Consider the following 22675-nt stretch of genomic DNA (forward strand, 5'->3'; position numbering starts at 1 on the left):
CGATTCCGATGGGAGAGAAACGATGCGGGCGTCAGATATCATGCGGACCTCGTTCGCAACTGTGAGGCCGGAAGCACCGCTGCTGGAGGCCCTCCATCTCCTTCTCGAGACCAATCAACGTGGCCTGCCGGTTCTCAATCGCGAAGGGGCCTTGGTCGGCATCATTGCCGAAGGCGACTTCCTCCATCGTCGCGAGCTGGGCGTCACCTATCCCGAAGGGTGTTGGCTCGAATGGCTGCTGGGGAAGCAGGAAGGCGAACTTGCTCGTGAGCGAACCAGGGGACTGCGGGTCGAAGCAGTCATGAGCCGTCATCCCGTTTGCGTCGAGGAGAATGCCACGATCGATGCTGTCGTCAAGGAAATGGATGTCTACCAGATCTCGCAGCTGCCGGTGCTCCGCAAGAGAAAGGTCGTGGGTATCGTTGGCCGGATGCAGATCCTCACGGCGCTGGCAAGCTGTCTTGGGAAGCCTGGCAAGCCTTGAGAGAACAGGTCAGCCGAGCGGCGGTTTTTCGAGCTTTTGAGATGGGTCCACTCGACAAGATGCCTGACCGAGACATTCGGCTCGATGCCTGCAGAGGCATTGCACTCTGGTTCGTCTTCATCAACCACATCCCCGGGAATATCTGTAGTTGGCTTACGTTGAGCCATTATGGATTCAGCGACACCTCTGAAGTCTTCATGTTTGTCTCGGGGCTGACGTGCACGATGGCATATGGGCACGTGTTCAGAAGCGCCGGGACTTGGGCAACCATCTGTCATACGGTACGGCGGAGCTGGGAGATTTATTCGGCATTTCTGCTGTTGACGCTATGTCTGGTAGTGACCGTTCATTGGATGGATGCCGACCTCGCAGACGAGACAAATGTGGCGATCGTCCTGCAGAAGCCGGGAGAAGCTCTGTCGCGTGCGGCAATCCTGCAATACCGGCCCGTCAATACGGACGTGCTGCCGACTTTCGTGCTCTTCCATTTGCTGTTTGCGCCGTGGCTCCTGCTTTTGCTCAGATGGCCAAATGCGACCTTGGCGCTTTCGGCTCTCCTGTACGGCTTGGTCCAGACTTACGGTTGGAACCTGCGGGGATGGCCGACGAACGACTGGTATTTCAACCCGTTCGCCTGGCAATTCCTCGTCACGATCGGTGGATGGTGGGCGGTGGTGGGGCGTGGGCGGTTGGCGCCATTCGTGATGTCGCGTCCGGCGATCATGCTTTCGGCCGCATACCTGATTTGGTCACTGGCTGTTACAATGAGTTGGATCGATCCGGCGCTCGAGCTTGCAGTTCCTCAGTTCATGAAGGGCTGGATCTACCCAATAGACAAGTCGGATCTTGATCCGCTGCGGCTTCTGCATTTCCTTGCGCTTGCGGTGTGTGTCGCCAATATCGTGCCGGCGCATTGGGCCGCCTTACGGTCGCGCGCGCTGTTGGGCGCTGTTCGTTGTGGAGAGAATTCGCTCGAGGTTTACTGTGTGGGAGTTTTGCTCTCGGTTGCCGCTTACTTCCTTCTGAGGACTGCATCCGACGACGTGCTTGCTCAAATTATGGTCAGCGGCATGGGGATCGCGCTTCTCACAGTCGTTGCCACCGTGTTGACCCGAACCACGGACCTGGCCGCGTCTCGAATGAGATTGCTCTGACTCCATCTCTCTTCGGCCTTCGCACGCATCCGAGCCGGTATCGGCCAGCAGCCTCATTGCTGCAACGTCTTCAAGAACGCCATGAAGTCGCCGACCTGATCGGCTTCGAAACGAAATTCCGGCATTGCCGGATGCCCCGTGACGATGCCCTCGGCCAGGGCCTCTTGCAGCATCTCGATTGGATATCGTTCGTGTAACGTCCTGAATGGGGGAGCGATTTTGAGGGGGCTGAGGCTGACCTTGTCGGTCGAGTGGCACTTCGCACAATACAGCAGTGCAAGGCGCCGGCCTTGTTCGACGCTTGAAGCCACAGTTGGGCTCGAGGGGAGAAGCAAATTCGCAGCGAGCATGGCGCCCGCGATCGCGCGTACGGGTCTCCTCACGTCGCGCTCCATCAATGCGACATCATGACCGGAACGGTCATGCTGCGGAACGTCTCCTGCGTGACACCGCCGAACACCGCTTCCTGGAATCGAGAATGGCCGTAACCGCCCATGACCAGGAGGTCGAGGCCTTCATCCGCAGCGATCGACAGGATGCTCGCTTGCAGATTACTGCGGTCGGATTGAAGCGAAACGGTCTTTGCCGGCAAGCCCTTCCGCGCGAGGTGCCTCAGGAGGTGTTCGGGCGATGCGTCGGACGGTACCTCGGATGCATTGAGGGTGATGGTGGTCAGAGCGTCTGCCCGGATGATGAATGGCATCGCGTCACGTAAGGCGCGGGCGGCAAGGCGACTGCCGTCCCAGCAGATGCCGACGCGTGCCGCCTTGAACGTACCCCGGAAAGTATAAGGTATGAACAGCAAAGGCCCACCCGACTGCAACAGGAGCTCCTTAGGAAGCTGGTTGTCGAACGTATCGCAATCCGGATCGCCTTGTGACACGATCGTCAAATCATAGAGGCGAGCCGCTGCCCCGGCTTTCGAGACGATCTCGGCAGGAGTCTCGCTCAGTGCGTATGTCCCGTAGTCGATTCGGGCGTTCTTCGCCTCGATCTCGAAAATGCGCAGTGCAGCTTGGGCGCGTTCCAGCGCACGTTCGTACTCGACTTGCAGCGATGCTGCGATGGCCGCGCCGCCTTCCGCAACAAACGGCACGTTCGTCGAGGCATATCCTGTCGCAAGTGCATCCAGATGCGCGCCGGCACTCATCGCCAGGGAAACGGACGCATCGATGACGGGGCGCGGCGAGCGCTCTGTTGGAATATGCACCAGTAGATCCTTGAACATGCGTGCCTCCCGTTTCGATCTTGCCGTCAAAGAGCAGCACATGTCGCCATTGGGAGACTTGACGCACGTCAAAGCGGCAGCAGGAACTGCGGATATCCTCCTGACCGTGTAGGCGGGAGTGCCGGACATGGCGCGGGTGGCATTGGTGACGGGCGGTACCAGAGGTATTGGTGCCGCCGTATCGCAAGCGCTTCAGACGGCGGGCTACCGGGTAGCTGCCACCTACGCCGGAAACGCCGAGGCGGCCAAAGCCTTCATGAGCCGAACGGGCATCTCGTCCTATCAATGGGACATTGGTGATTTCGATGCTTGCGCCATCGGCGTGAAATCCGTTGAGTCCTCGCTCGGACCAATCGACGTTCTTGTCAACAATGCCGGAATCGTTCGTGACGCGACGCTTCACAAGATGAGCCGGACGCAATGGGATGCTGTGATCCGCACCAATCTCGACGGTGCGTTCAACATGTGCCGACAGGTCATCGACGGCATGCGTGCGCGACGATACGGTCGAATCATCAACATCTCGTCGATCAACGGACAAAAAGGCCAGTTCGGTCAGACCAACTATTCCGCCGCGAAAGCCGGCGAGCTTGGGTTCACCAGGGCGTTGGCGCTGGAAACAGCGCGCCTCGGAATCACGGTCAACGCCATCTGCCCGGGCTATATCCATACCGAGATGCTGGATGCTGTGCCGCGAGATGTTCTGGAGAACAGCATTCTGCCGCAAATTCCGGTCGGCCGTCTCGGTCGACCAGAAGAGATTGCGCGCGCCGTCGTGTTTTTGGCGGCAGAAGACGCGGGTTTCATCACTGGATCGACAATGTCGATCAATGGCGGCCAGTACATGATCTGAGCTTCGACCGACCGTTGTCGCTTCCAACTCGCGCAAGCTGTTTACTCCCGGGGGCCTTATAGAATTGAAACTGCGAGGCGCTTGGCAATCTCCGCGGAGACGAGATAAGCGAGCGCGATAGCGATGATCGTCGCCACGAGTGCCGCAGAAGGAGCGGTAAAGCCGAACAGTTGGCCCCATGGGCCGAGCGCAAGTCCTACGCCCACGATGAGCGCGCCGAAGGACGTCGCGATCAAGATGGGGTGGGGACCGTTTGCGCGCCACGGCATCCGGCGAGACCTGATTACGAAAATCACCAGGATCTGCGTCGATATTGATTCCACGAACCAGCCGGTCTGAAACAGTGCTGCATCAGCTTCAAATAGCTTGAGAAGAACGGCAAAGGTGACCACGTCGAAGAGGGAAGAGACCATTCCCATCACAATCGTGAAGCGGAGGATATTTGCCATGTTCCAGGTTTCCGGTCGCGCGACATCTTCGCGGTCGACCTCATCGAAAGGAATGCCAACTTCGGAGAGGTCGTAGATCAGGTTGTTCAACAGAATTTGCAGCGGTAGCAGTGGCAGGAACGGAAGAACGATCGAGGCCAAGGCCATCGAAAGCATGTTGCCGAAGTTGGAGCTTGTTCCCATTCGGACATACTTCAGGATGTTGGCAAACGTTCTGCGGCCTTCGCGCACGCCGGCCGCAAGGACTGAAAGGTCGGGAGCGAGCAGGATCATGTCGGCGGCTGCGCGGGCGACTTCGGTCGCCCCCGTGACGGATATGCCGACATGGGCTGCATGGATCGCCGGGGCGTCGTTGACGCCGTCTCCCATAAAGCCGACCACGTGCTGGCGATGGCGGAGTGCGGCAATGATCCGTCGCTTCTGATCAGGATCGATGCGGGCAAACAGATCGATATTATCGACCTGGGCCGCGAGCGCTGCATCGGTGAGCCCGGAGATCTCAATTCCGGTCATGATACGATTCGACTGAAGACCGACCGAACGAGCGACGTGAGAGACAACTGCGCCGTGGTCACCCGAGAGGATCTTTATCGTCACGCCGAGCGAGGTAAGGGTTTTGATGGCTGAGGCTGCATCCTGCTTCGGCGGGTCGGCGAAGACACAGAACCCAATCATGGTCAGATCCATCTCGTCGCCGACGGCAATCGTCTGCTGTCCAAGCGGAATGGATCTGACTGCGACAGCTAGAAGCCGAAAGCCGTCGCGGGCATATCGATCCTGTATGTCTTCCATCTTTTTCTGCCAGGCGGGATCGAGCGGATGGGCCAGACCATCGATGTCCACGGCGACGCAGCGCGCCAGGATGGCTTCCGGAGCGCCTTTTGCGATCAAGATGTGTTCGTCGTTCCGTGCCACCAGCACCGACAGGCACCTCCGCTCGAAGTCGAACGGCACCTCCGCGAGTCGAACCCAGCCATCCATGCCGCCGTCTTTCGCTGAGAGTATCGCATGATCGAGGGGACTTCTGACCCCGGCTTGGAAGGTGCTGTTGAGATACGCGAGGCTCAGAACGCGGTCACTGGGTCGCCCCTTCGGATCGACCCGCGCTTCAAGCGTTATTCTCGCTTCCGTCAGCGTGCCGGTTTTGTCCACGCAAAGCGTCTCCATGGCGCCCAGATCATGGATTGCGGACAGTCGCTTGACGATAACCTTGCGGTCGGCCATGCGCAGCGCGCCGCGGGCGAGCGTCACCGTCATCACCATGGGAAGCAGCTCGGGTGTCAGCCCCACTGCGAGCGCGACCGCGAACAGGAACGATTCCAGCGCGGGGCGTTGCGCGATGAGATGAGCCATCAAGACGAAGAGGGTGAGAAACAAGGTAAGCCGAAGGATCAATAGTCCGAGCTTGCGCACGCCCTGTTCGAGAGCCGTTGGCGGAGCGTTTGCCGCCAATGCGGCAGCGATCCCGCCGAACCGGGTTTGTCCTCCGGTTTTCACCACCAACATCGTGCCGCTGCCGCCCACGGTGCTGGTTCCGGCGAACAGGGCATTGGTCGCTTCCGCCGGCGACGCCGCGGAGCAGGGAGCGGCCGTCTTGAGGGCCGGAAACGGCTCTCCGGTCATCAAGGCCTCATTGACCTGCAATTCTTGGGCCTCGAGGACGATGCCATCGGCGGGTATGAGGTCGCCGATCCGGAGCTTCACGATGTCGCCGGGCACGAGCCCCGTCGCCGGTATTGTAATGTCCTTGCTATCCCGGACGGCGTCGGTCTGAATGGCAACCGAGTCCCGCAACGCTTCGGCGGTCCGCTCGGCGCGATGTTCCTGAACGATGTCCAGCGTGAGGGACAGAGAGAGCACGGTTGCGATAATCGCGAAGCTTCCAACGTCGCCGCTAAGTCCGGATACGAGCGCGGCCGCCAGGAGCATCGCAATCAAGGGGTTCCAAAGGCGTTGCCCGAGCTTGCGCAGGACCGATCGGCTTGGAGAGGCGTCAGCGTGGTTTGCTCCGAATATCGCGAGGCGCCGGTCCGCTTCGACCTGCGAAAGCCCGTTGGGGCCAGAGCCTAGCGCGCGGTAGAGGGCGTCTTTTGGTGTTTGCCAGAAGTCGGCTGCGGCCAAAGCCGTGGCCGCGCTAGGCTGCTCGATCATCGGAAGGCTCGCCGGCTTGTTGGTCGCTCGACCAGCAAGGTAAGAGGCAGGTCAATCCTTGGGTTGATGCAGCTCAATTCGGTCTCAGACAACACAGTTAGGTTGCGGAGCCCAAAGGAGTTCACCATGTCGCCTCCTGCATCCGTCAACCGCCTTCCCATGGCTTCGAATTCTGACGAGGTCCCCATCGAGCCTCAGGCGGTCGAGGCAATGGTGCCAATGCAGCCGTCCGGCTCCGATCCAGCCGTCGATGACATCGATCGATTCTTCCACGCGGCGCTGGCGCGGTTGACCGGCGGCGTCTCGCCGGCAGCGCTGGCGCTGGCTTTTGCCGACTGGCAACTGCACCTTCTGGCTTCACCCGGTAAGCGGGCCAGCCTTGCCGGCCGGGCGATCCAGAATGCGTTTGATCTCGTCGATGCCATGGTGCCGAGGCATGCGGTATTCGAGCCTTGGTCCGTGATCCGGCCGCCGGAGAACGATCGCCGTTTCACGGGCCCCGATTGGGAGCTGCCATCCTTCAATCTCCTGGCCCAGGCTTTCCTGCTGAACCAACAATGGTGGCATTCGACGACGACCGGTATTCACGGACTGGCCCATTCGAACGCGGCGATCGCCGACTTCGCGCTGCGCCAATGCCTGGACACGGTGGCCCCGACGAATTTCGCCGTCAGCAATCCTGAAGTTCTGCGCAAGATCATGGAGACTGGCGGCGGCAACTTCGTCTATGGCCTGCACAACTTTGTCGAGGACTGGCAAGCCCTGCTCGCTGGTGCAAGGCTCAGGAGCGATCAGACGTATGTGGTGGGTAAGGACGTTGCCATCACACCCGGCAAGGTCGTCTATCGCAACGAGCTGATCGAGCTCATCCAGTATTCCCCGACGACGCCGACCGTGCGGCCCGAACCCGTTCTGATCGTGCCTGCCTGGATCATGAAGTACTACATTCTCGATCTGACGCCGCGTAATTCTCTCGTCCGTTATCTGGTCGAGAGCGGCTTCACTGTCTTCATGATTTCATGGAAGAACCCCACACCCGAATATCGCAATTTCAGTCTCGAAGATTACCGCGAGCGCGGAGTGGATGCCGCGATCACTACCATCAACTCGCTTCGGCCTGGACAGGCTATTCACGCCGCCGGCTATTGCCTTGGCGGCACCCTGTTGTCGATCGCGGCGGCCGGGTTGGTTCGCGAGCGGCCCGAATGCCTGCGAACGGTGACGCTGCTCGCGGCGCAAACCGATTTCACGGAAGCCGGCGAGCTCACCTTGTTCATCAACGAAAGCCAGGTCGCGTTCCTGGAGGATATGATGTGGCGGCAGGGGCTGCTCGCAACGGCACAGATGGCAGGGGCCTTTCAGATGTTGCGGACAAATGACCTGCTTTGGTCGCGCGTCGTACGGGACTATCTGATCGGAGAGCGGGCCGCGCCAAGCGAACTGATGTCGTGGAACGCCGATGCCACGCGTTTACCCTACCAAATGCATTCGGACTATTTGCGGCGCCTGTTTCTCAACAATGATCTCGCCGAGGGCCGATATCAGGTCAGTGGCAGGCCGGTCTCGCTCGCGGATCTGCACATCCCGATGTTTGTCGTCGGCACCTTGCGCGACCACGTCGCGCCGTGGAAGTCGACATACAAGATCAACTTCCTTGCCGATGCAGACATCACCTACGTTCTGACGAGCGGCGGACACAATGCCGGCATTGTCGCGCCTCCCGGCCAAGAGGGGCACAGCTATCAGGTGCATACGAAGAAGGCTCATGATCCCTATCTCGGTCCGGACGAATGGATCAAGCGCGCACCGTCCCACGAGGGATCATGGTGGACGGAGTGGACGCGATTTCTCGCCGCGCATTCCGGTCAGTCTGTTCCGAGCTGCTTGACGGCAGATTTGGGACAGAAGAGCGCGCCGTCGGATGAGGCACCTGGCTCTTACGTGCTCGAGCCGTAGACGCGGCAGTCACGGCCGCAAAACGGCTGCGCCAGTCAGCTTGCCGTCCCTCAGACGGGCGAGCGCTTCATTGGTCTCGACGAGCGGGAATACCGTCGTGTGTGTCTGGATATCGATCTTTGCGGCGGCGGCGAGAAAATCGATGCCGTCCTTTCGCGTGAGATTGGCAACCGATACGATCTGCCGTTCGCCCCAAAGAATACGATAGGGGAACGTCGGAATGTCGGACATATGAATGCCGGCGCATACAACGCGACCGCCCTTGCGCACCGCGCGCAGGGCAAGCGGCACCAACGCTCCGACCGGCGCGTAGATGATGGCGGCATCGAGTTCGGTCGGCGGAATGTCCTCTGAAGCGCCGGCCCAGTCAGCGCCGAGCGAAAGCGCAAGTTGCTGCGCTTCCTTGTCGCCCTCACGGGTGAAGGCGTAAACTTTCCGTCCCTGCGAGTTGGCCACCTGCGCGACGATATGGCCGGCCGCGCCGAAGCCGTAAATGCCAAGCGTTTCGCCGTCGCCGGCCATCACCAGGGATCGCCAGCCGATCAGGCCGGCGCAAAGCAGCGGCGAAAGGTCTGCGTCCTCGCCATGCTCGCCGAGCGGAAAGCAATATCGGGCATTGGCGATAAGATGGCTGGCAAAGCCGCCATCGCGTGTGTAGCCGGTGAATTCAGGACGATCGCAGAGATTTTCCTTGTCGGCGCGGCAATAAATGCACTCGCCACAGGTGAAGCCGAGCCATGGAACTCCTACGCGCATGCCCAACTCCAGCGCATTGACGCCTGCACCGAGTGCATCGATGCGGCCCACGACTTCATGTCCCGGGATGATGGGATAGGAAACATCGGGTAGCTCGCCATCGACCACGTGCAGGTCGGTCCGGCATACGCCACACGCGCTGACTTTGACGCGAACCTCGCCGGGGCTGGGGACCGGGTCGGGTCGTTGCTGCAACGTCAGCGGCGCGCCGCGCGCGGAGAGAGCCATCGCGTACATGTCGTATTCTCGCGGCTCGTCGTGCGTCGTCCGGGTCTTGTCTCGCCGGATCTGAAGTCAGTGTGCGCCGTTCGCGACGCGAGCGCAAGATGCGACTGCCCACAGGTTCTCGAAGGGGCCCACATATCGGGACGTCAAATCAGGCGTCGAGATGGTGCAGGCGCTGGCGGTTGCGCAGCACGATCCGGCGGGCACCGGAGAAACCGAGAACCTCAAGGCTCGCGCGCTTCACCAGGCGTACCGCTGTTTCGATGATGGCCCGGCGGCAAGCCGCCGTGAGCTAGGGGGGTGCAACAGGCGGCTTCCGCAGGCTCTTGACTGCGATCGCAACTAGCGGCGTGAGAAGCGGTAGCAGGCCGCTCAGCGGGTGGTGGATCGTCCCCCTCACTTGAGCGTGGAGCGCGCGCGCCTCGAGCTGAATGGCTTCGATAGCTGCACCATGGATTTCATTGGCGAGCTCGATTTCGCGTCCTGACGGCGGCCGCCCCGCGACGAGGAACAGCATTGCGGCGATGACGAAATTGATCGCGCCGAGAATGGCCGCCGCGACGATTGCGCTCCAGATCTGGACCAGGGCGAAATAGGCCGACAATTCGAGCATCAGCAGACCAAAGGTGGCGATCAGCGCTGCGAAGGCCCGCAGGCCCAGCCCGATCAGGAGGTGCCGTAGTCTGATGTCGGCGATGATCCTGTCGGTGCGCCAGAGCACGCGCAGGTGTTTGATGATATTTTCCGTAGCCACCTAGTGTCTCCTCAGCATGAATCCGACGACCACGCCAAGTGCGAAGGTCGACGCGAGCGACGCCACCGGACGCTCTGCGAGGAGGCTATGGAGCTGCTCTTGCTCCTCACTGACGGTCTCGCCGAGTTCGGTCAGCGCGGCCTTGATCTGGTCGGCCAAGGCCTCGGCACAGTCTTCCGGCGCATTGGGCATCTGCTCGCCGGCCTTGCTCAGCAGGCGCGCAACATCGACCTTCATCGCGTTCAGTTCGTCGTTCATGCTGCCGGTGTCGAACATTGGCGGCCTCCATTCAATGGAAGAAGCCTATGCGAGCCGGCGCGTTGGCAATTGATTTGCGTCAACGGCGTGTTCCGGTCTTGACGCAGGTCAATCCAGGTGCGTGGCCGTGACCTAGAAACCTGGACGGATCAGGAGCGATCCCATGAGGATACAGGCGTGAACTCGGAACCAATGCTGCTGGCGACGCCGTCTGGCGACGGGCTCGAACTGCGGCCTGAGGGGCCATGGATCGCCGCCAACGTGTCGAGGCTCGAAGCGCTCTCTCTGGCGGCAAGAGCGGCCGTCGATCGATCGAAGGCCGTGACGCTTGATATGGCCGGTGTCAGCGAGCTCGACACGCTCGGCGCCTGGCTTCTGGAGAAACTGTCGCGTAGGGCTGCATCCTCCAGCCGATCGGTCGAGGTGGTCGGAATAGCCGACAATTTCGCCGGCCTGCTGGACGAAGTGCGTCAGGTCAATCGGCACAATCCAGTGCCGCCACCGACGCCCAACCCGGTTTTGCACGGGCTGCACGATCTCGGCAAGTCGACGGTCGATGCGCGGGAAGACATCAGGATCTTCCTTCAGATGCTCGGCGCACTGTTCATGTCTGTGGCGGCGGTCCTGCGCCGGCCGCGGTCGTTGCGGCTGACGTCGCTGGTTTACCAGCTCTATCGGATCGGCTGGCAGGCGATCCCGATCGTGATGCTCATCACCTTCCTGATCGGCGCGATCATCGCGCAGCAGGGCTTTTTTCATTTCCGCAGGTTCGGCGCCGAGTCCTACACGGTCGATATGGTCGGCATCCTGGTGCTGCGCGAGCTCGGCGTCCTGATTGTCGCCATCATGGTCGCCGGGCGCTCGGGCAGCGCCTATACAGCTGAGCTGGGCTCGATGAAGATGCGCGAGGAGATCGATGCGCTCTCGACCATGGGGCTCGATCCGGTCGATGTCCTGATCCTACCCCGGGTGGCTGCGTTGGTCATCGCACTGCCGATCCTCGCCTTCATCGGCTCGATCGCGGCGCTCTATGGCGGCGGCCTGGTCGCGCAGCTTTACGGCGACATGGGCCCGGCAATCTACATTGCGCGCCTGCATGAGGCCATTTCCGTCACCCATTTCGAGGTCGGCATCCTGAAAGCGCCGTTCATGGCGCTGGTGATCGGGATCGTCGCCTGCAGTGAGGGATTGCGCGTCAAAGGCAGCGCTGAATCGCTTGGCAGGCAGACGACGACCTCGGTGGTGAAGTCGATCTTTCTGGTGATCGTGCTCGACGGCCTGTTCGCGATCTTTTTTGCCTCGATCGGAATGTGACGATGTTGGATTCAGTGCAGGAGTCTGCGATCCGCGTCCGTGACCTCGTGGTCGGATTCGGTCGGCAGACCGTGCTGGACGATCTGTCGCTTGACGTCCGCCGCGGGGAAATCCTGGGTCTGGTCGGAGCTTCCGGCGGCGGCAAGTCGGTCCTGATGCGCACCATCATCGGGCTCGTTCCGCGACGAGGGGGCACTATCGAAGTCATGGGGCAGCCGATTGGAAGTGCGCACGACCGCAGCGCACATGGAGCGGCGGGCACATGGGGCATCCTGTTCCAGCAGGGCGCGCTGTTCTCCTCGCTGACGGTCCGGCAGAACATCCAGTTTCCGCTACGCGAAAACCTCGTCCTGTCTCAGGATCTGATGGACGAAATCGCGATCGCCAAGCTCGAGATGGTCGGACTACGGGCGGAGGACGCCGACAAATATCCGTCCGAGCTGTCCGGCGGCATGACCAAACGCGTCGCGCTGGCGCGCGCCCTGGCGCTCGATCCGCCAATCCTGTTCCTGGACGAGCCGACCTCCGGTCTCGATCCGATTGCGGCCGGTGACTTCGATGTCCTGATCAAGACCTTGCAGAAGACCCTGGGGCTCACTGTGCTCATGGTGACCCATGATCTCGCGAGCTTGACCACAGTCTGCGACCGCGTCGCGGCGCTGGCCGACGGCAAGATCGTGGCGATCGGTCCGATGCGCGAACTTCTTCAATCCGAGCATCCCTGGGTGCGTGCCTATTTCCACGGCAAGCGTTCCCAGATGCTGCAACCTCACATGAGATGAGACATGGAAACCCGCGCTCCCTATGTGCTGATCGGCGCCTTCGTGCTGGCTGCGATCCTTGCGGTCTTCGGCTTCGTCTATTGGCTGAACAATACGGGCGGCATTGGGCCGCGCACGACCTATCGGGTGCAGTTTCAGGGACCGGTGCCCGGCCTCCTGGTCGGCGCCGGCGTGTTGTTCAACGGCATCCGCGTCGGCGAGGTAACCGAACTGGGTCTCGCGCAGGACAATCCGCGTTTCGTCAATGCGACGATTTCGGTCGCGTCTGCGACCCCCGTACGGGCCGACACGAGGGTTGGCCTCGATTTCCAGGGGCTGACCGGCGTGCCGGTGGTGGCGCTGGAAGGCGGCACGAGCCTCGCCAAGCCGGGCGAGGTTGGAACCTTGATCGCCGACGCCGGCGCGGGGCAGAGCATGACTCAGGCGGCGCGCGATGCGCTGCGGCGGGTCGATTCCGTGCTGGAGGACAACGCCGGTCCGCTGAAGGATACGATCGCGAATTTCAAGACGTTCTCGGACGGGCTTGCGCGTAACACCGGCAAGCTCGACGGCATCGTTGCAGGCATCGAGAAGATGACGGGTGGCGGAGCTTCGGCGCCGAAGATAACCTATGACCTGCGCGCACCCCAGGATATCGGGCCGGTCGGCAAGACGCTTTCCGCCTCCCTGGCAATTCCCGAGCCGACCGCGGTCGCGATGCTCCAGACGCAACGCATGCTGTTCTCACCGGTTCGGGACGTCCCGGGCTTTGCCGAGTTCCTGTGGTCCGACAGCATTCCAAAGCTGGTGCAGGCGCGTCTGATCGACAGTTTCGAGAACTACGACATTGCCCACGCTCCGTTGCGCACGACGGACCTCGGCCAGCCGGATTATCAGCTGCTGATCGATATCAGGCGCTTCCGCATCGCCGCGGATGACGAGCCGCGAGCGGAGATAGGGCTGTCGGTGCGGATCGTCGACAAGAACGGCGGGGTGATCGCATCACGCATCATCGAGCGGAGCGAGAAGCTCGAAAAGGTCGAGCCTGCCGCTTCAGTTGAGGCATTCGACTCCGCGTTTGCGCGCATCGCCAAGGAGTTAGTTCATTGGACCGTGGCGTCAGCCGTGATGAAGGATAGCGCAATCAAAGAATAGGCTTGCTTTGTGCTTCTGATCGCGAGCGGCCTGGAAGGGGCCGTTGCGCCAACAACTGTTCGTAAGCCGCGATTGCATCGGCAGCGTACATCGGTGATGGTCCGCCAAGCCGGTACGTTCGGGACGCAGGGGGGGAGAATGCTGCCACTCCGACCATTGTCCCAAAAGTCGACGTTTTCCAAAGGCTTGGCGACTGGCCGCCAGCGCGCCTCGCGATGTGCTACCTAGCGACATCGCCTTTGGTTCGGAAGCCTCGATGCAACCTCCACGTCCAGCCCTGCTAAGACACGCGCTGATCGCAATATTCGCACTCGCGGCGATCGCGGCGGCGGGTTGGCTGGCTTACGTTCTGGCGCTCGATGCCGGCTTTGCGCGCATGCAGCGCGAGGCCAATGACAGGCTTGCGCTGATCGCCAGCACCTTCGATGCGACGGTCGCGCGGTATCGCTATCTGCCGGCGGTGCTGTCGCTCGCCGATCCCATCCGTGAGCTTTATCGCAGGCCAAACGACGCCGCGGCGATCGCCGCCGCCAATCGCTACCTGCAATCCCTCAACCAGAGTGCGCGATCCGCGGAGCTGTATGTGCTCGACAGCACCGGCCTCGCGCTGGCAGCGAGCAATTTCGATCAGGAGTCCAGTTTCGTCGGGCACGGCTACGCCTTCCGCGGCTACTTCGTCGATGCCATGCGCTCCGGCGAGGGCCATTATTACGCGGTCGGTGCAACGACCGGACAGCCCGGCTATTTCCTGTCGCATCGGATCACCGAGGGCGGCAAGACCCTCGGCGTCGCCGTGGTCAAGATCGATCTCTCCGCGCTCGAGGCCGAGTGGGCGCGTGCGGGCGACCTCGTGGCGATGGAGGATGAGAACGGCGTGATCTTTCTCGCAAGCCGCGAGGACTGGAAATATCGCCCGCTGGTACCGGTCCCCGCCGCGCGCCTCGCAGAGCTGAACGCTGTGCAGCAATTCGGTCAGGCCATCGACCCCGCGCCGGTCTTCGTGCCCAAGGGCAATCGTCAACGCATCCAGATCGGTCACGCGCGCGGCCGCGGCAATATCGAGCTCGGTGAGTACGCGCTTCAGATCCGTCCCGGCGACCAGGGCTGGAAGCTGCTGCTGTTCTCTGATGTCGTGGACTCCAGGCGCAACGCGGCGACCGTCGCGATCGCCGGCATGTTCGCCCTCATCGCGTCGCTGCTGGTGGTGCTGGTTGCCTATCAGCGGCGTCAGGTCGTCAGGGCCAAGCTCGACGCGCATGACGTTCTCGAGCGGCGGGTAGCCGAGCGCACGGAGGAGCTGCGCCGCACGATGGAAAGCCTCGTACAGAGCGCCAAGCTCGCCAGCCTCGGTCAGGCGCTTGCCGGTGTCGCGCACGAGATCAACCAGCCGCTGGCGGCGCTGATCACGTACCTGGCGAGCAGCCGCGTCCTGCTCCGCCGCAACGAGGTCGATCGGGCGGCCGAAAACCTCGATCTGATGTCGTCGATCGCCGAACGCATGAAGGCGCTGATCGATCATTTGCGGACGTTCGCGCGCAAGGAAACCGGAACGCGCAGCGCCGTCGCGCTCGCGCCCGTCATCGACAACGCGGTCCGCCTGCTGCAATACCGCATCGACCACGAGCAGATCGAGGTGGAGCGCCCCGCGCCGGCCGAGCCGCTCTATAGCCTCGCCAACCCGATCCGGCTCGAGCAGGTCGTGGTCAATCTGTTGTCGAATGCGATCGATGCGATGCGCGAGTCCGACCGGCGGGTGCTCCGGATCGCGCTCGGCAGCGAAGGTACCCGTGCCATGATCGAGGTCGGCGACACCGGCGCCGGCATCGCACCCGAGCACCTCAAGGCGCTGTTCGACCCGTTCTTCACCACCAAGGAGACCGGCGAGGGGCTTGGCCTCGGGCTCTCGATCTCGTACGGGATCGTCAGGGAATTCGGAGGAGATATCTTGGTGGACAGCGCGCCGGGCAAGGGCTCGACTTTCAAGATCGTCATCCCGCTCATGGATATCGCGCCGGGTGCGCAGCGACAGGAAGTGCAGGCATGAGCGGCTCCGTGCTCGTCGTCGATGACGAGGAGATCGTCCGCAATTCGGTGCGGCAATGGCTGGAACTCGGCGGCTTCACGGTTCGCGCCGCCGCCGGCGCCGACCAGGCCATGCGCCTGGTGAAAGACCTCCCGCCCGACGCCGTCCTGACCGATTTTCGCATGCCGCAGCGATCCGGCCTTGAATTGATGCGCGACATTCACCGCGCCGACCCTGATATTCCCGTGGTGCTCCTGACCGCGCATGGCGACGTGCCGCTGGCGGTGGCCGCGATGCGCGACGGCGCCTACGATCTCTTGCAGAAGCCTCACGATCCCGAGCTGCTCTCGGCGGTCATGACGCGCGCGGTCGAGCGGCGGCAGCTGAAATTGCAGCTTCGCCAGCTCGCGGATCGTCTCGCCGCGCCCGGCGCGATCGATGCGCGCCTGATCGGCCTGTCCAAGCCGACGGAAGCGGTGCGGGCCAGCGTGCTCGAGCTCGCCAGCCATGATCGCGACGTGATCATCACCGGCGAGACCGGGACCGGCAAGGAGGTGGTGGCGCGGGCCCTGCACGATTTCGGGCCGCGCGCGAAGGCCCCGTTTGTCGCCGTGAACTGCGCCGCGATTCCGGCCGAGCTGTTCGAGAGCGAATTGTTCGGCCATGAGGCCGGCGCTTTCACCGGCGCACGTGGCCCGCGCATCGGAAAATTCGAGCACGCCCATGGCGGCACGCTGCTGCTGGACGAGATCGAGAGCATGCCGCTTCCGTTCCAGGCCAAGATCCTGCGCGCCCTCCAGGAGCGCACGATCGAGCGGGTCGGCTCCAACAAGCTCCTGCCCGTCGATGTTCGCGTGGTCGCGGCCGCCAAGGGCGATCTTTCGGCCGCGAGCCGCCAGGGACGCTTTCGCTCCGACCTCTATTTCCGACTTGCGGCGGCGGAGATCCACCTGCCGCCATTGCGCGAGCGCGGCAACGACGTCCTGCTGCTGTTCGAGCATTTTGCCGCCGCTGCAGCCAAGGGCGCGGGTCGCGCGCTGTCGCCGCTGCGGGCGGACGATCTCGATGCGCTGCTCGCCCATGACTGGCCGGGCAATGTGCGCGAGTTGAAGAACGTTGCCGAGCGTTATGCGCTGGGGCTCGCGGCGACCGGCCGCAGCGTTGCCGAGATCCTTCGGCGCGGCGAGCCGGGAGCGCCGCAGCGGTCGCTCGCCGATCGTGTCGCGGCCTATGAACGCGCGCTGATCGAGGCCGCCTTGCGCGAGCACGATTGGTCGATTGCCGCCGTCACCGAGGAGCTCGGCGTGCCGCGCCGGACCCTGAACGAGAAGATGGCGAAATACGCCTTGGCGCGGCCCGGCCGCAAGGAGCCCTGAGCCGGGAAGCCGTCGGCGGAAATCCGCCGACGGCGGCATTCGCATCGGCGGATTCTTGCCGATGCTTTGGCCCTCGCGAGGCGATCCTTCTCGAAAATCTACCCAATTTCCAGCAAACGTCCGTGTTTCCGCCGCGCCCCTCACGCTTGGCATGGCCGTTGCTGAAGCAGCGACGAAACCATCCGGTTTTCCAATAAATCAGCGGAGGAATGTCGTGAGTTCACAGGAAGCCTCAATTCAAACTGTCGGCGCACCCGTCACGGAGGGGCGCGCGAACACCGCCGACATGAAGCGCCGGCTGCGCGCGATCTTCGTCGGCTCGGTCGGCAATCTCGTCGAGTGGTACGATTTCTACGCTTATGCGGCGTTCTCGCTCTATTTCGCCAAGGCGTTTTTCCCTGATGGCGACGAGGTGGTGCAACAGCTCAATGCGGCGCTGCTGTTCGCGGCGGGCTTTCTGGTGCGCCCGCTCGGTGGCTGGCTGTTCGGCCATCTCGCTGATCGCCACGGCCGGCGCAATGCGCTGACACTGTCCGTCGTGATGATGTGCTTCGGCTCGCTGATCATCGCGGTGACGCCGACCTATGCCTCGATTGGCCTGGCCGCTCCTATCGTCCTCGGCCTTGCGCGAGTCCTGCAGGGGCTGAGCCTGGGCGGCGAATACGGCACCAGCGCCACCTATCTCAGCGAGGTCGCCGACGCGAAGAACCGCGGCTTCTACTCCAGCTTCCAGTACGTGACGCTGATCGGCGGACAGCTCTGCGCCATCCTCGTGCTGCTTCTCCTGCAGAAGGTGTTTCTCTCGACCGACGAGATCCGCGCCTGGGGCTGGCGCGTGCCGTTCGCCTTCGGCGCCGTGCTCGCGGTCGTCGCCGCACTGATGCGGAGCAACCTTCACGAGACCGATGCCTTCAGGAGCAGCCAGGGTGCGACGAAGAGATCAGGCTCCATCCGCGCATTGCTGAACTATCCGCGCGAGCTGATGCTGGTGGTGGGCTTGACCATGGGCGGCACGGCGGCGTTCTACACCTACACCACCTATATGCAGAAATTTCTCCGTCTCTCGGTGAAGCTGACGGATGATCAGACCACCATGGTGACGGCGGGCAGCCTCGTCTTCGCAATGGTGCTGCAGCCGGTCTATGGTGCGATCTCCGACCGCATCGGGCGCAAATGGCTGCTGATCGGCTTCGGTGTGTCGGGCACGTTGTTCACCATCCCCTTGTTGACGTCGCTGCAGTCCGCTCACGATGCATTTTCGGCGTTCCTGCTGATTGCCGCCGCCTGGATGATCGTGTCGGGCTACACCGCGATCAATGCGGTGGTGAAGGCCGAGCTGTTTCCGACCAGCGTCCGCGCGACGGGGGTCGGGGTGCCCTATGCGCTGACGGTCTCGATCTTCGGCGGCACCGCCGAATCGATTGCCTTGTGGTTCAAGTCCATCGGGCACGAAAGCTGGTTCTACTGGTACCTGACCGGCTGCATCGCAGTGTCGCTGCTGGTCTACCTGACGATGCGGGACACGAGGACGATGTCTGCGATGGACCGCCACGAATAGGTGCGTAATAGGTTTGTCCAGGCAAACGGCGCGGCCGAGATCGACCGCGCCGTCCTGAACCCCGGTCGCGGTGCACGCGCCCGGACGCCGCGATCCCTTTATGCGAGCATTCGCCGAGCGCGCGACGTCATCTGCGCGCCACCAATACGCCCATCAGGAACGCCACCATCAAAGATGGCAGCGGCGCCTCTCGCACCATGCCGCGAACGATGTCGGACCAGTGCTGATCCGGAACGAGTCTCGGCGACCTGACTTCGGCGACCGGCTTGATGCCCCACTCTGATGCCAGGTCGGCGATTTCGCTTGCGGCCAGGCGCACGCCGTCACGGACACGGAAGATCGCCGCATCCGCACGTTGGCGCGGCGCAAGCGGCATCACCGTCGCAACCGCTGTGCGCAACGTCATCTCGCCGTAACCTTGCAGCCTTACCAATTCCTCGGGGTCGGAGGTCATGCGATTGTTTCCTCACAGCGCGAAGTGGCGCGCGATGGTGAAAACCATCGTCGCACATAGCACCAGCGTGGAAACCGCGCCGGCCACACCGCGTGCGAGATGGGCTCGCGTCAGGTGCCTGGTCATGATTCTGCTCCATGCTCACCATGGAAATGGCCGGGCTGGATGTTGGTTCCCTGAGCCGAGCCGAATCATCGCGGCCTGACTACTTCCGCAGCAATTCCCCCAGCGCCGCCGTCGCCTCCGCGCAGCGGATGTCGTCGATCTCCCGCGACAGGCTGAGCGCGCTCGATTTCAGCTCGTCGATCTTCCAGCTTTCCGGATGCTGGTTTTCGAGCTGACGGAGACGCTTGTTCAAATCGTCCAATTTCGATTGAAGCTGCCCGATGCTGGCGGCCCCATTCACGTTCCAAACGCGCTGTGCACGCATTCTCATTCCCCTGAAAGTCTCACGGTCTTGTGAGCAGGGTTCGTGGCGGCAATGGGCGTTTCTTTTGTCCAGTCTTAGATCGTCGGGAACCGTTGCAGATCGGCAACGGACGCGGCGCTCCGCGCGAGCAGGGGCCGTGACCCCCGGAGGACGGCCCGGCTGCATCGGGCGCCGTTCACCCTTCGAGGCTCCCGGCGCGATGCTGGTGCATCGCGCCACTCGGCCCTCAGGACGACGGGTCCGGCAGAAGCAATCACAACGTCGTGTCTTTATTCGGAAACGATCGTTTCCTAATATCTCGCAATGCAAAAAGTCGCCGCAAAGTCCGCGCCATCAACCCATCCGCCCGGCCGCCCCCGGGAGTTTGACATGGATACCGCGCTGGACGGTGCCATCAGGGTATTTTGCGAGCGCGGCTATCATGCCACCTCGATCGGAGACCTCACCGCGGCCATGCGTCTTGCGACGGGCAGCGTCTACAAGGCATTTCGCGACAAGCATGCCGTTTTCCTGGCCGCATTCGAGCGTTACGTCGCGGTGCGTGGGGAGCAAACCCGCAGGGCGGCCGCGAGCGGTGCGAACGGCCGCGACAAGGTGCGCCATCTGCTCCTGTCCTATGTCGAGCACTCCCAGGGCAGCGAGGGACGCCGCGGCTGCATCGTGGTCGGCAGTGCGATCGAGCTGTCGGCGGTCGATCCGGTGATGCGTGCGCGCGTCACGGCGCAGCTCAAGACCAACGAGGACTTCATCGCCAGTCTGATTCGCGAAGGCCAGGCTGACGGCTCGATTCCGGACCGTGTCGAAGCCGAGGCCACCGCGCGGCTGATGATCTGCATGACGCAGGGCCTGCGCGTCGTCGGCAAGGCACGCGTGCCGCTCGACGGCGACCGCCTGGTCGGCGTCGCGATGAAGCTGCTCGCCTGAACTTTTGAAAAATTAGGGAATGAACGTTTCCTATAAGGAAATCGGAGACTCTGGAATGACGATGAATGCCACGATCGACGCCACGCCAGAGACGGATGCGGTGTCGCAGCGACTGACCTTCGTGCTCGCCGCGGCCTGTGGCATGGTCGCCGCCAACATCTACTATGCCCAGCCGCTGATCGCCCCGATCAGTGCCGCGCTCGGCCTGTCGCATGCCGCCGCCGGCCTCATCGTGACCATGACGCAGATCGGCTACGGCACGGGCTTGCTCTTCATCGTGCCGCTCGGCGATCTCGTCGAGAACCGAACGTTGATCTGCACCGTCATTGCGCTCGGCGCGGCGGCCCTCGTCGCGGCCGGGTTTACGACCCATGCGTTGCCGTTCCTGATCGCGGCGCTGTTCATCGGGCTCGGCTCGGTCGCGGTGCAGATCATCATCCCCTATGCCGCGCATCTCGCGCCGGAAGCCATTCGCGGCCGCGTCGTCGGCAACGTTTCGACCGGGTTGATGCTGGGCATCATGCTGGCGCGACCGGCCTCGAGCTTCGTCACCGCGGCGCTGTCCTGGCACGCGGTGTTCTTCTGCTCGGCAGCATTGATGGTCTCACTGATTGCTGTGCTTCGCCTCACGCTGCCGAAGCGCAAACCGGTTGCGCGGATGCATTACGGCACGCTGCTGCTGTCGATGCCGCATCTGGTGCGCACCATGCCGCTGCTCCGGCGGCGCGCGCTTTACCAGGCCGGCCTGTTCGGCGCCTTCACCTTGTTCTGGACGGTGGTGCCGCTCCAGCTCGCGAGCCAATTCGGCTTCACCCAGAGCGGCATCGCGCTGTTCGCGCTCGCCGGCGTCTCCGGTGTGTTCGCGGCGCCGATCGCGGGACGGCTGGCCGATCGTGGTCATAGCCGCAGCGCCACGATCGCCGCGATGCTGTCCGTCGCGCTTGGCTTCCTGACGACCCATATCGGCGCGGCCGGATCGATGCTCAACCTCGCCAGTCTCGCGGCGGCCGCCATCGCGATCGATTTCGGCGTGCAGGGCAATGTCGTGCTCGGCTTCCGTGCCATCTTCGTGCTCGGGCACGAGCATCGCAGCCGCCTGAACGGGCTCTATATGGCGACGTTCTTCGCCGCCGGCGCGGCCGGATCCGCGCTCGGCACCTGGGCGTTCGCGCAAGGCGGCTGGACGCTGGCCTCGGCCATTGGCCTTGCGGTGCCGGTCGCCAGCCTGCTCTACGCGGCCACCGAATAGCGGTACGATTGTGCGGGGACCGTTTACCAAGCACGGGATCGGGCGGTTTGGAGGAGGCAATTTCCATCTCGCGATTTCCCAGCATCTGTAGTACTTTGGTCGCAAGCGGCCGGGTTAACGGCGGCACGGGAGGCCTTATGAGGCGTGCGGGACTGGTTGGCGTACCGCGAGTACGGCCATGGTCGTGGCAGGCATTTCTGCTCGGATTTGTGGTCGTCGCAGCATCGGCTGCGCTTCAAGGCGTCTGCGTCGCGCTCGGCGCAAAGCTCTATTTCGCGGCGTTCCTGCCGAGCCTGTTCGTGCTCGGTATCGTCGCGGGCGCACCGGCAGCGGTGTTCGCGGCGCTGCTCACCATTCCCCTGGTATGGTGGGCGTTCATCCCGCCATTCTTCGAGTTCACGCCGCTCTCCAGCGCGAATGCGGATTCCGTCAATCTGTTCTGCCTCCTGGCCGTGCTCCTGATCGGCCTTGCCGATCTCTGCCGCGTGAGCATGACCATCAACGGGAGCGGCGGCTTGAAGTCGTCGGGCGAGAGCGCGGCCACGAATTCGCAGTAAAAAGCTGCAGGTGCAGAGGGCGCGTTGCGCTTGCGCAACAGTCCGGCAACCATGCGCAGAGCTGCATCGCGGCGCTAACTTTTCAAAAAAGATTTGGCCGCAATTTCTCCCGCGGGATTACGAGGGAGCTTTCGACATGAACGGACCCGCCATTTTCGAGAACGTGCGCCGCTATCGCGGCATCGCATCGCTCTATCGCCAGACCGCGGCGTTTCGGCCGGGCCAGCGCTGGTCGCTGCTGCAGCAGGCCGGCGAGTGGGAAGCTCGCGCGCTCTCGGAGCTGGAAGCCTATTTCGCCGCCCGCGCCGATCACGCTGCTCCGCGCGCTGCCTGAAGCGTTGGCCCATACCCGTGGCTATTACGGAGTTACCCCGGCATCTGCGTGTGCTAGCGACCTGCCGGGATCTCCACGACGGCCGGGACGCGCGATGACCACCTTCAACCGCATTTTCACGACAGAGCGCCTGCTCCAGATCATCGTCATTCTGGCGGCCACGATCGCGATGAAGCTGATGGCCTGAACGCTCGCGGAAGCGCTATCGCTCGCCGAGATCGGGCACCTCGGACACGTGTGCGCCGAGATGAAGCGATGCCGAGCCCCGCGAT

22 protein-coding genes and 1 pseudogene are annotated in these 22675 nt (G+C 62.8%); 14 read left to right on the forward strand and 9 right to left on the reverse strand.

The window, feature by feature from the left end:
* The first annotated feature begins 22 nt into the window (after positions 1-22).
* Complete coding sequence (locus tag BM222_RS06685; protein ID WP_092227492.1) at positions 23-484, forward strand: CBS domain-containing protein; 462 nt, start codon at positions 23-25, stop codon at positions 482-484.
* A gap of 41 nt (positions 485-525) precedes the next feature.
* Positions 526-1638: an OpgC domain-containing protein gene (locus BM222_RS06690; RefSeq protein ID WP_092227493.1), complete on the forward strand. Its 1113-nt coding sequence runs from the start codon at positions 526-528 to the stop codon at positions 1636-1638.
* A 53-nt stretch (positions 1639-1691) separates the two neighbouring features.
* On the opposite strand, the gene BM222_RS06695 is transcribed toward BM222_RS06690, so the two are convergent.
* Both BM222_RS06695 and BM222_RS06700 read right to left on the reverse strand, forming a co-directional pair.
* Positions 1692-2033 carry a c-type cytochrome gene (locus BM222_RS06695; protein WP_502690871.1) on the reverse strand — a complete coding sequence of 114 codons (342 nt, stop codon included), beginning with the start codon at positions 2031-2033 and terminating at the stop codon, positions 1692-1694.
* On the reverse strand, positions 2033-2995 hold the full coding sequence (locus BM222_RS06700) for a universal stress protein (protein WP_244547022.1): 963 nt from the start codon (positions 2993-2995) through the stop codon (positions 2033-2035). Before BM222_RS06700 ends, BM222_RS06695 begins: the two co-directional genes overlap by 1 nt.
* Here BM222_RS06700 and phbB point away from each other — a divergent pair.
* On the forward strand, positions 2994-3719 hold the full coding sequence (phbB, locus tag BM222_RS06705; RefSeq protein WP_092227495.1) for an acetoacetyl-CoA reductase: 726 nt from the start codon (positions 2994-2996) through the stop codon (positions 3717-3719). The genes BM222_RS06700 and phbB overlap by 2 nt on opposite strands.
* 56 nt (positions 3720-3775) lie before the next feature.
* Here the strand turns inward: phbB and mgtA are convergent, their stop codons facing one another.
* Positions 3776-6319, reverse strand: coding sequence for a magnesium-translocating P-type ATPase (gene mgtA, locus BM222_RS06710; RefSeq protein ID WP_092227496.1), 2544 nt, complete (start codon positions 6317-6319; stop codon positions 3776-3778).
* A 126-nt stretch (positions 6320-6445) separates the two neighbouring features.
* Here mgtA and BM222_RS06715 point away from each other — a divergent pair, with 126 nt between their 5' ends.
* On the forward strand, positions 6446-8275 hold the full coding sequence (locus BM222_RS06715) for a PHA/PHB synthase family protein (RefSeq protein ID WP_210188491.1): 1830 nt from the start codon (positions 6446-6448) through the stop codon (positions 8273-8275).
* Positions 8276-8284: 9 nt separating this feature from the next.
* Here BM222_RS06715 and BM222_RS06720 read toward each other — a convergent pair whose 3' ends face one another.
* The 4 genes and pseudogenes from BM222_RS06720 to BM222_RS06730 form a co-directional block, all read right to left on the reverse strand.
* Positions 8285-9268 (reverse strand): zinc-dependent alcohol dehydrogenase family protein, encoded by a 984-nt coding sequence (locus BM222_RS06720; RefSeq protein ID WP_092227498.1) that lies wholly within the window; start codon positions 9266-9268, stop codon positions 8285-8287.
* A gap of 139 nt (positions 9269-9407) precedes the next feature.
* Positions 9408-9536, reverse strand: a pseudogene (gene fixK / locus BM222_RS43225) (nitrogen fixation protein FixK); the annotation flags it as partial.
* Between the two features lie 12 nt (positions 9537-9548).
* On the reverse strand, positions 9549-10010 hold the full coding sequence (locus BM222_RS06725; RefSeq protein ID WP_092227499.1) for a phage holin family protein: 462 nt from the start codon (positions 10008-10010) through the stop codon (positions 9549-9551).
* The gene (locus BM222_RS06730) at positions 10011-10286 is read right to left on the reverse strand and encodes a hypothetical protein (RefSeq protein ID WP_092227500.1); all 276 of its coding nucleotides are present in this window, start codon (positions 10284-10286) and stop codon (positions 10011-10013) included.
* Positions 10287-10445: 159 nt separating this feature from the next.
* Between BM222_RS06730 and BM222_RS06735 the strand changes: the two genes are divergently transcribed.
* The 6 genes from BM222_RS06735 (at position 10446) to BM222_RS06760 (ending at position 18455) form a co-directional block, all read left to right on the forward strand.
* Positions 10446-11582, forward strand: a complete 1137-nt coding sequence (locus tag BM222_RS06735) for an MlaE family ABC transporter permease (protein WP_092227501.1) — start codon at positions 10446-10448, stop codon at positions 11580-11582.
* A gap of 2 nt (positions 11583-11584) precedes the next feature.
* A complete protein-coding gene (locus BM222_RS06740; RefSeq protein ID WP_177243044.1) occupies positions 11585-12364 on the forward strand; it encodes an ABC transporter ATP-binding protein in 780 nt (259 codons plus the stop codon).
* A 3-nt stretch (positions 12365-12367) separates the two neighbouring features.
* The gene (locus BM222_RS06745) at positions 12368-13498 is read left to right on the forward strand and encodes an ABC-type transport auxiliary lipoprotein family protein (RefSeq protein WP_092227503.1); all 1131 of its coding nucleotides are present in this window, start codon (positions 12368-12370) and stop codon (positions 13496-13498) included.
* A gap of 256 nt (positions 13499-13754) precedes the next feature.
* Complete coding sequence (locus BM222_RS06750) at positions 13755-15542, forward strand: sensor histidine kinase (RefSeq protein ID WP_092227504.1); 1788 nt, start codon at positions 13755-13757, stop codon at positions 15540-15542.
* Positions 15539-16897: a sigma-54-dependent transcriptional regulator gene (locus BM222_RS06755; RefSeq protein ID WP_092227505.1), complete on the forward strand. Its 1359-nt coding sequence runs from the start codon at positions 15539-15541 to the stop codon at positions 16895-16897. Before BM222_RS06750 ends, BM222_RS06755 begins: the two co-directional genes overlap by 4 nt.
* Positions 16898-17183: 286 nt before the next feature.
* Positions 17184-18455 (forward strand): MFS transporter, encoded by a 1272-nt coding sequence (locus BM222_RS06760; RefSeq protein ID WP_092227749.1) that lies wholly within the window; start codon positions 17184-17186, stop codon positions 18453-18455.
* 127 nt (positions 18456-18582) lie between these two features.
* On the opposite strand, the gene BM222_RS06765 is transcribed toward BM222_RS06760, so the two are convergent.
* Positions 18583-18909, reverse strand: coding sequence for a hypothetical protein (locus BM222_RS06765; RefSeq protein WP_092227506.1), 327 nt, complete (start codon positions 18907-18909; stop codon positions 18583-18585).
* 205 nt (positions 18910-19114) lie between these two features.
* Complete coding sequence (locus tag BM222_RS06770) at positions 19115-19339, reverse strand: hypothetical protein (RefSeq protein ID WP_092227507.1); 225 nt, start codon at positions 19337-19339, stop codon at positions 19115-19117.
* 369 nt (positions 19340-19708) lie between these two features.
* Between BM222_RS06770 and BM222_RS06775 the strand changes: the two genes are divergently transcribed.
* The 4 genes from BM222_RS06775 (at position 19709) to BM222_RS06790 (ending at position 22403) form a co-directional block, all read left to right on the forward strand.
* Positions 19709-20263: a TetR/AcrR family transcriptional regulator gene (locus BM222_RS06775; protein WP_244547023.1), complete on the forward strand. Its 555-nt coding sequence runs from the start codon at positions 19709-19711 to the stop codon at positions 20261-20263.
* Between the two features lie 55 nt (positions 20264-20318).
* On the forward strand, positions 20319-21512 hold the full coding sequence (locus tag BM222_RS06780) for an MFS transporter (protein ID WP_092227509.1): 1194 nt from the start codon (positions 20319-20321) through the stop codon (positions 21510-21512).
* Positions 21513-21649: 137 nt separating this feature from the next.
* Positions 21650-22069, forward strand: coding sequence for a DUF4118 domain-containing protein (locus tag BM222_RS06785; RefSeq protein ID WP_092227510.1), 420 nt, complete (start codon positions 21650-21652; stop codon positions 22067-22069).
* A gap of 136 nt (positions 22070-22205) precedes the next feature.
* Positions 22206-22403 (forward strand): hypothetical protein, encoded by a 198-nt coding sequence (locus tag BM222_RS06790; RefSeq protein ID WP_092227511.1) that lies wholly within the window; start codon positions 22206-22208, stop codon positions 22401-22403.
* Positions 22404-22675: the final 272 nt, after the last annotated feature.

This window comes from Bradyrhizobium sp. Gha (assembly GCF_900113735.1).
Classification (GTDB): domain Bacteria; phylum Pseudomonadota; class Alphaproteobacteria; order Rhizobiales; family Xanthobacteraceae; genus Bradyrhizobium.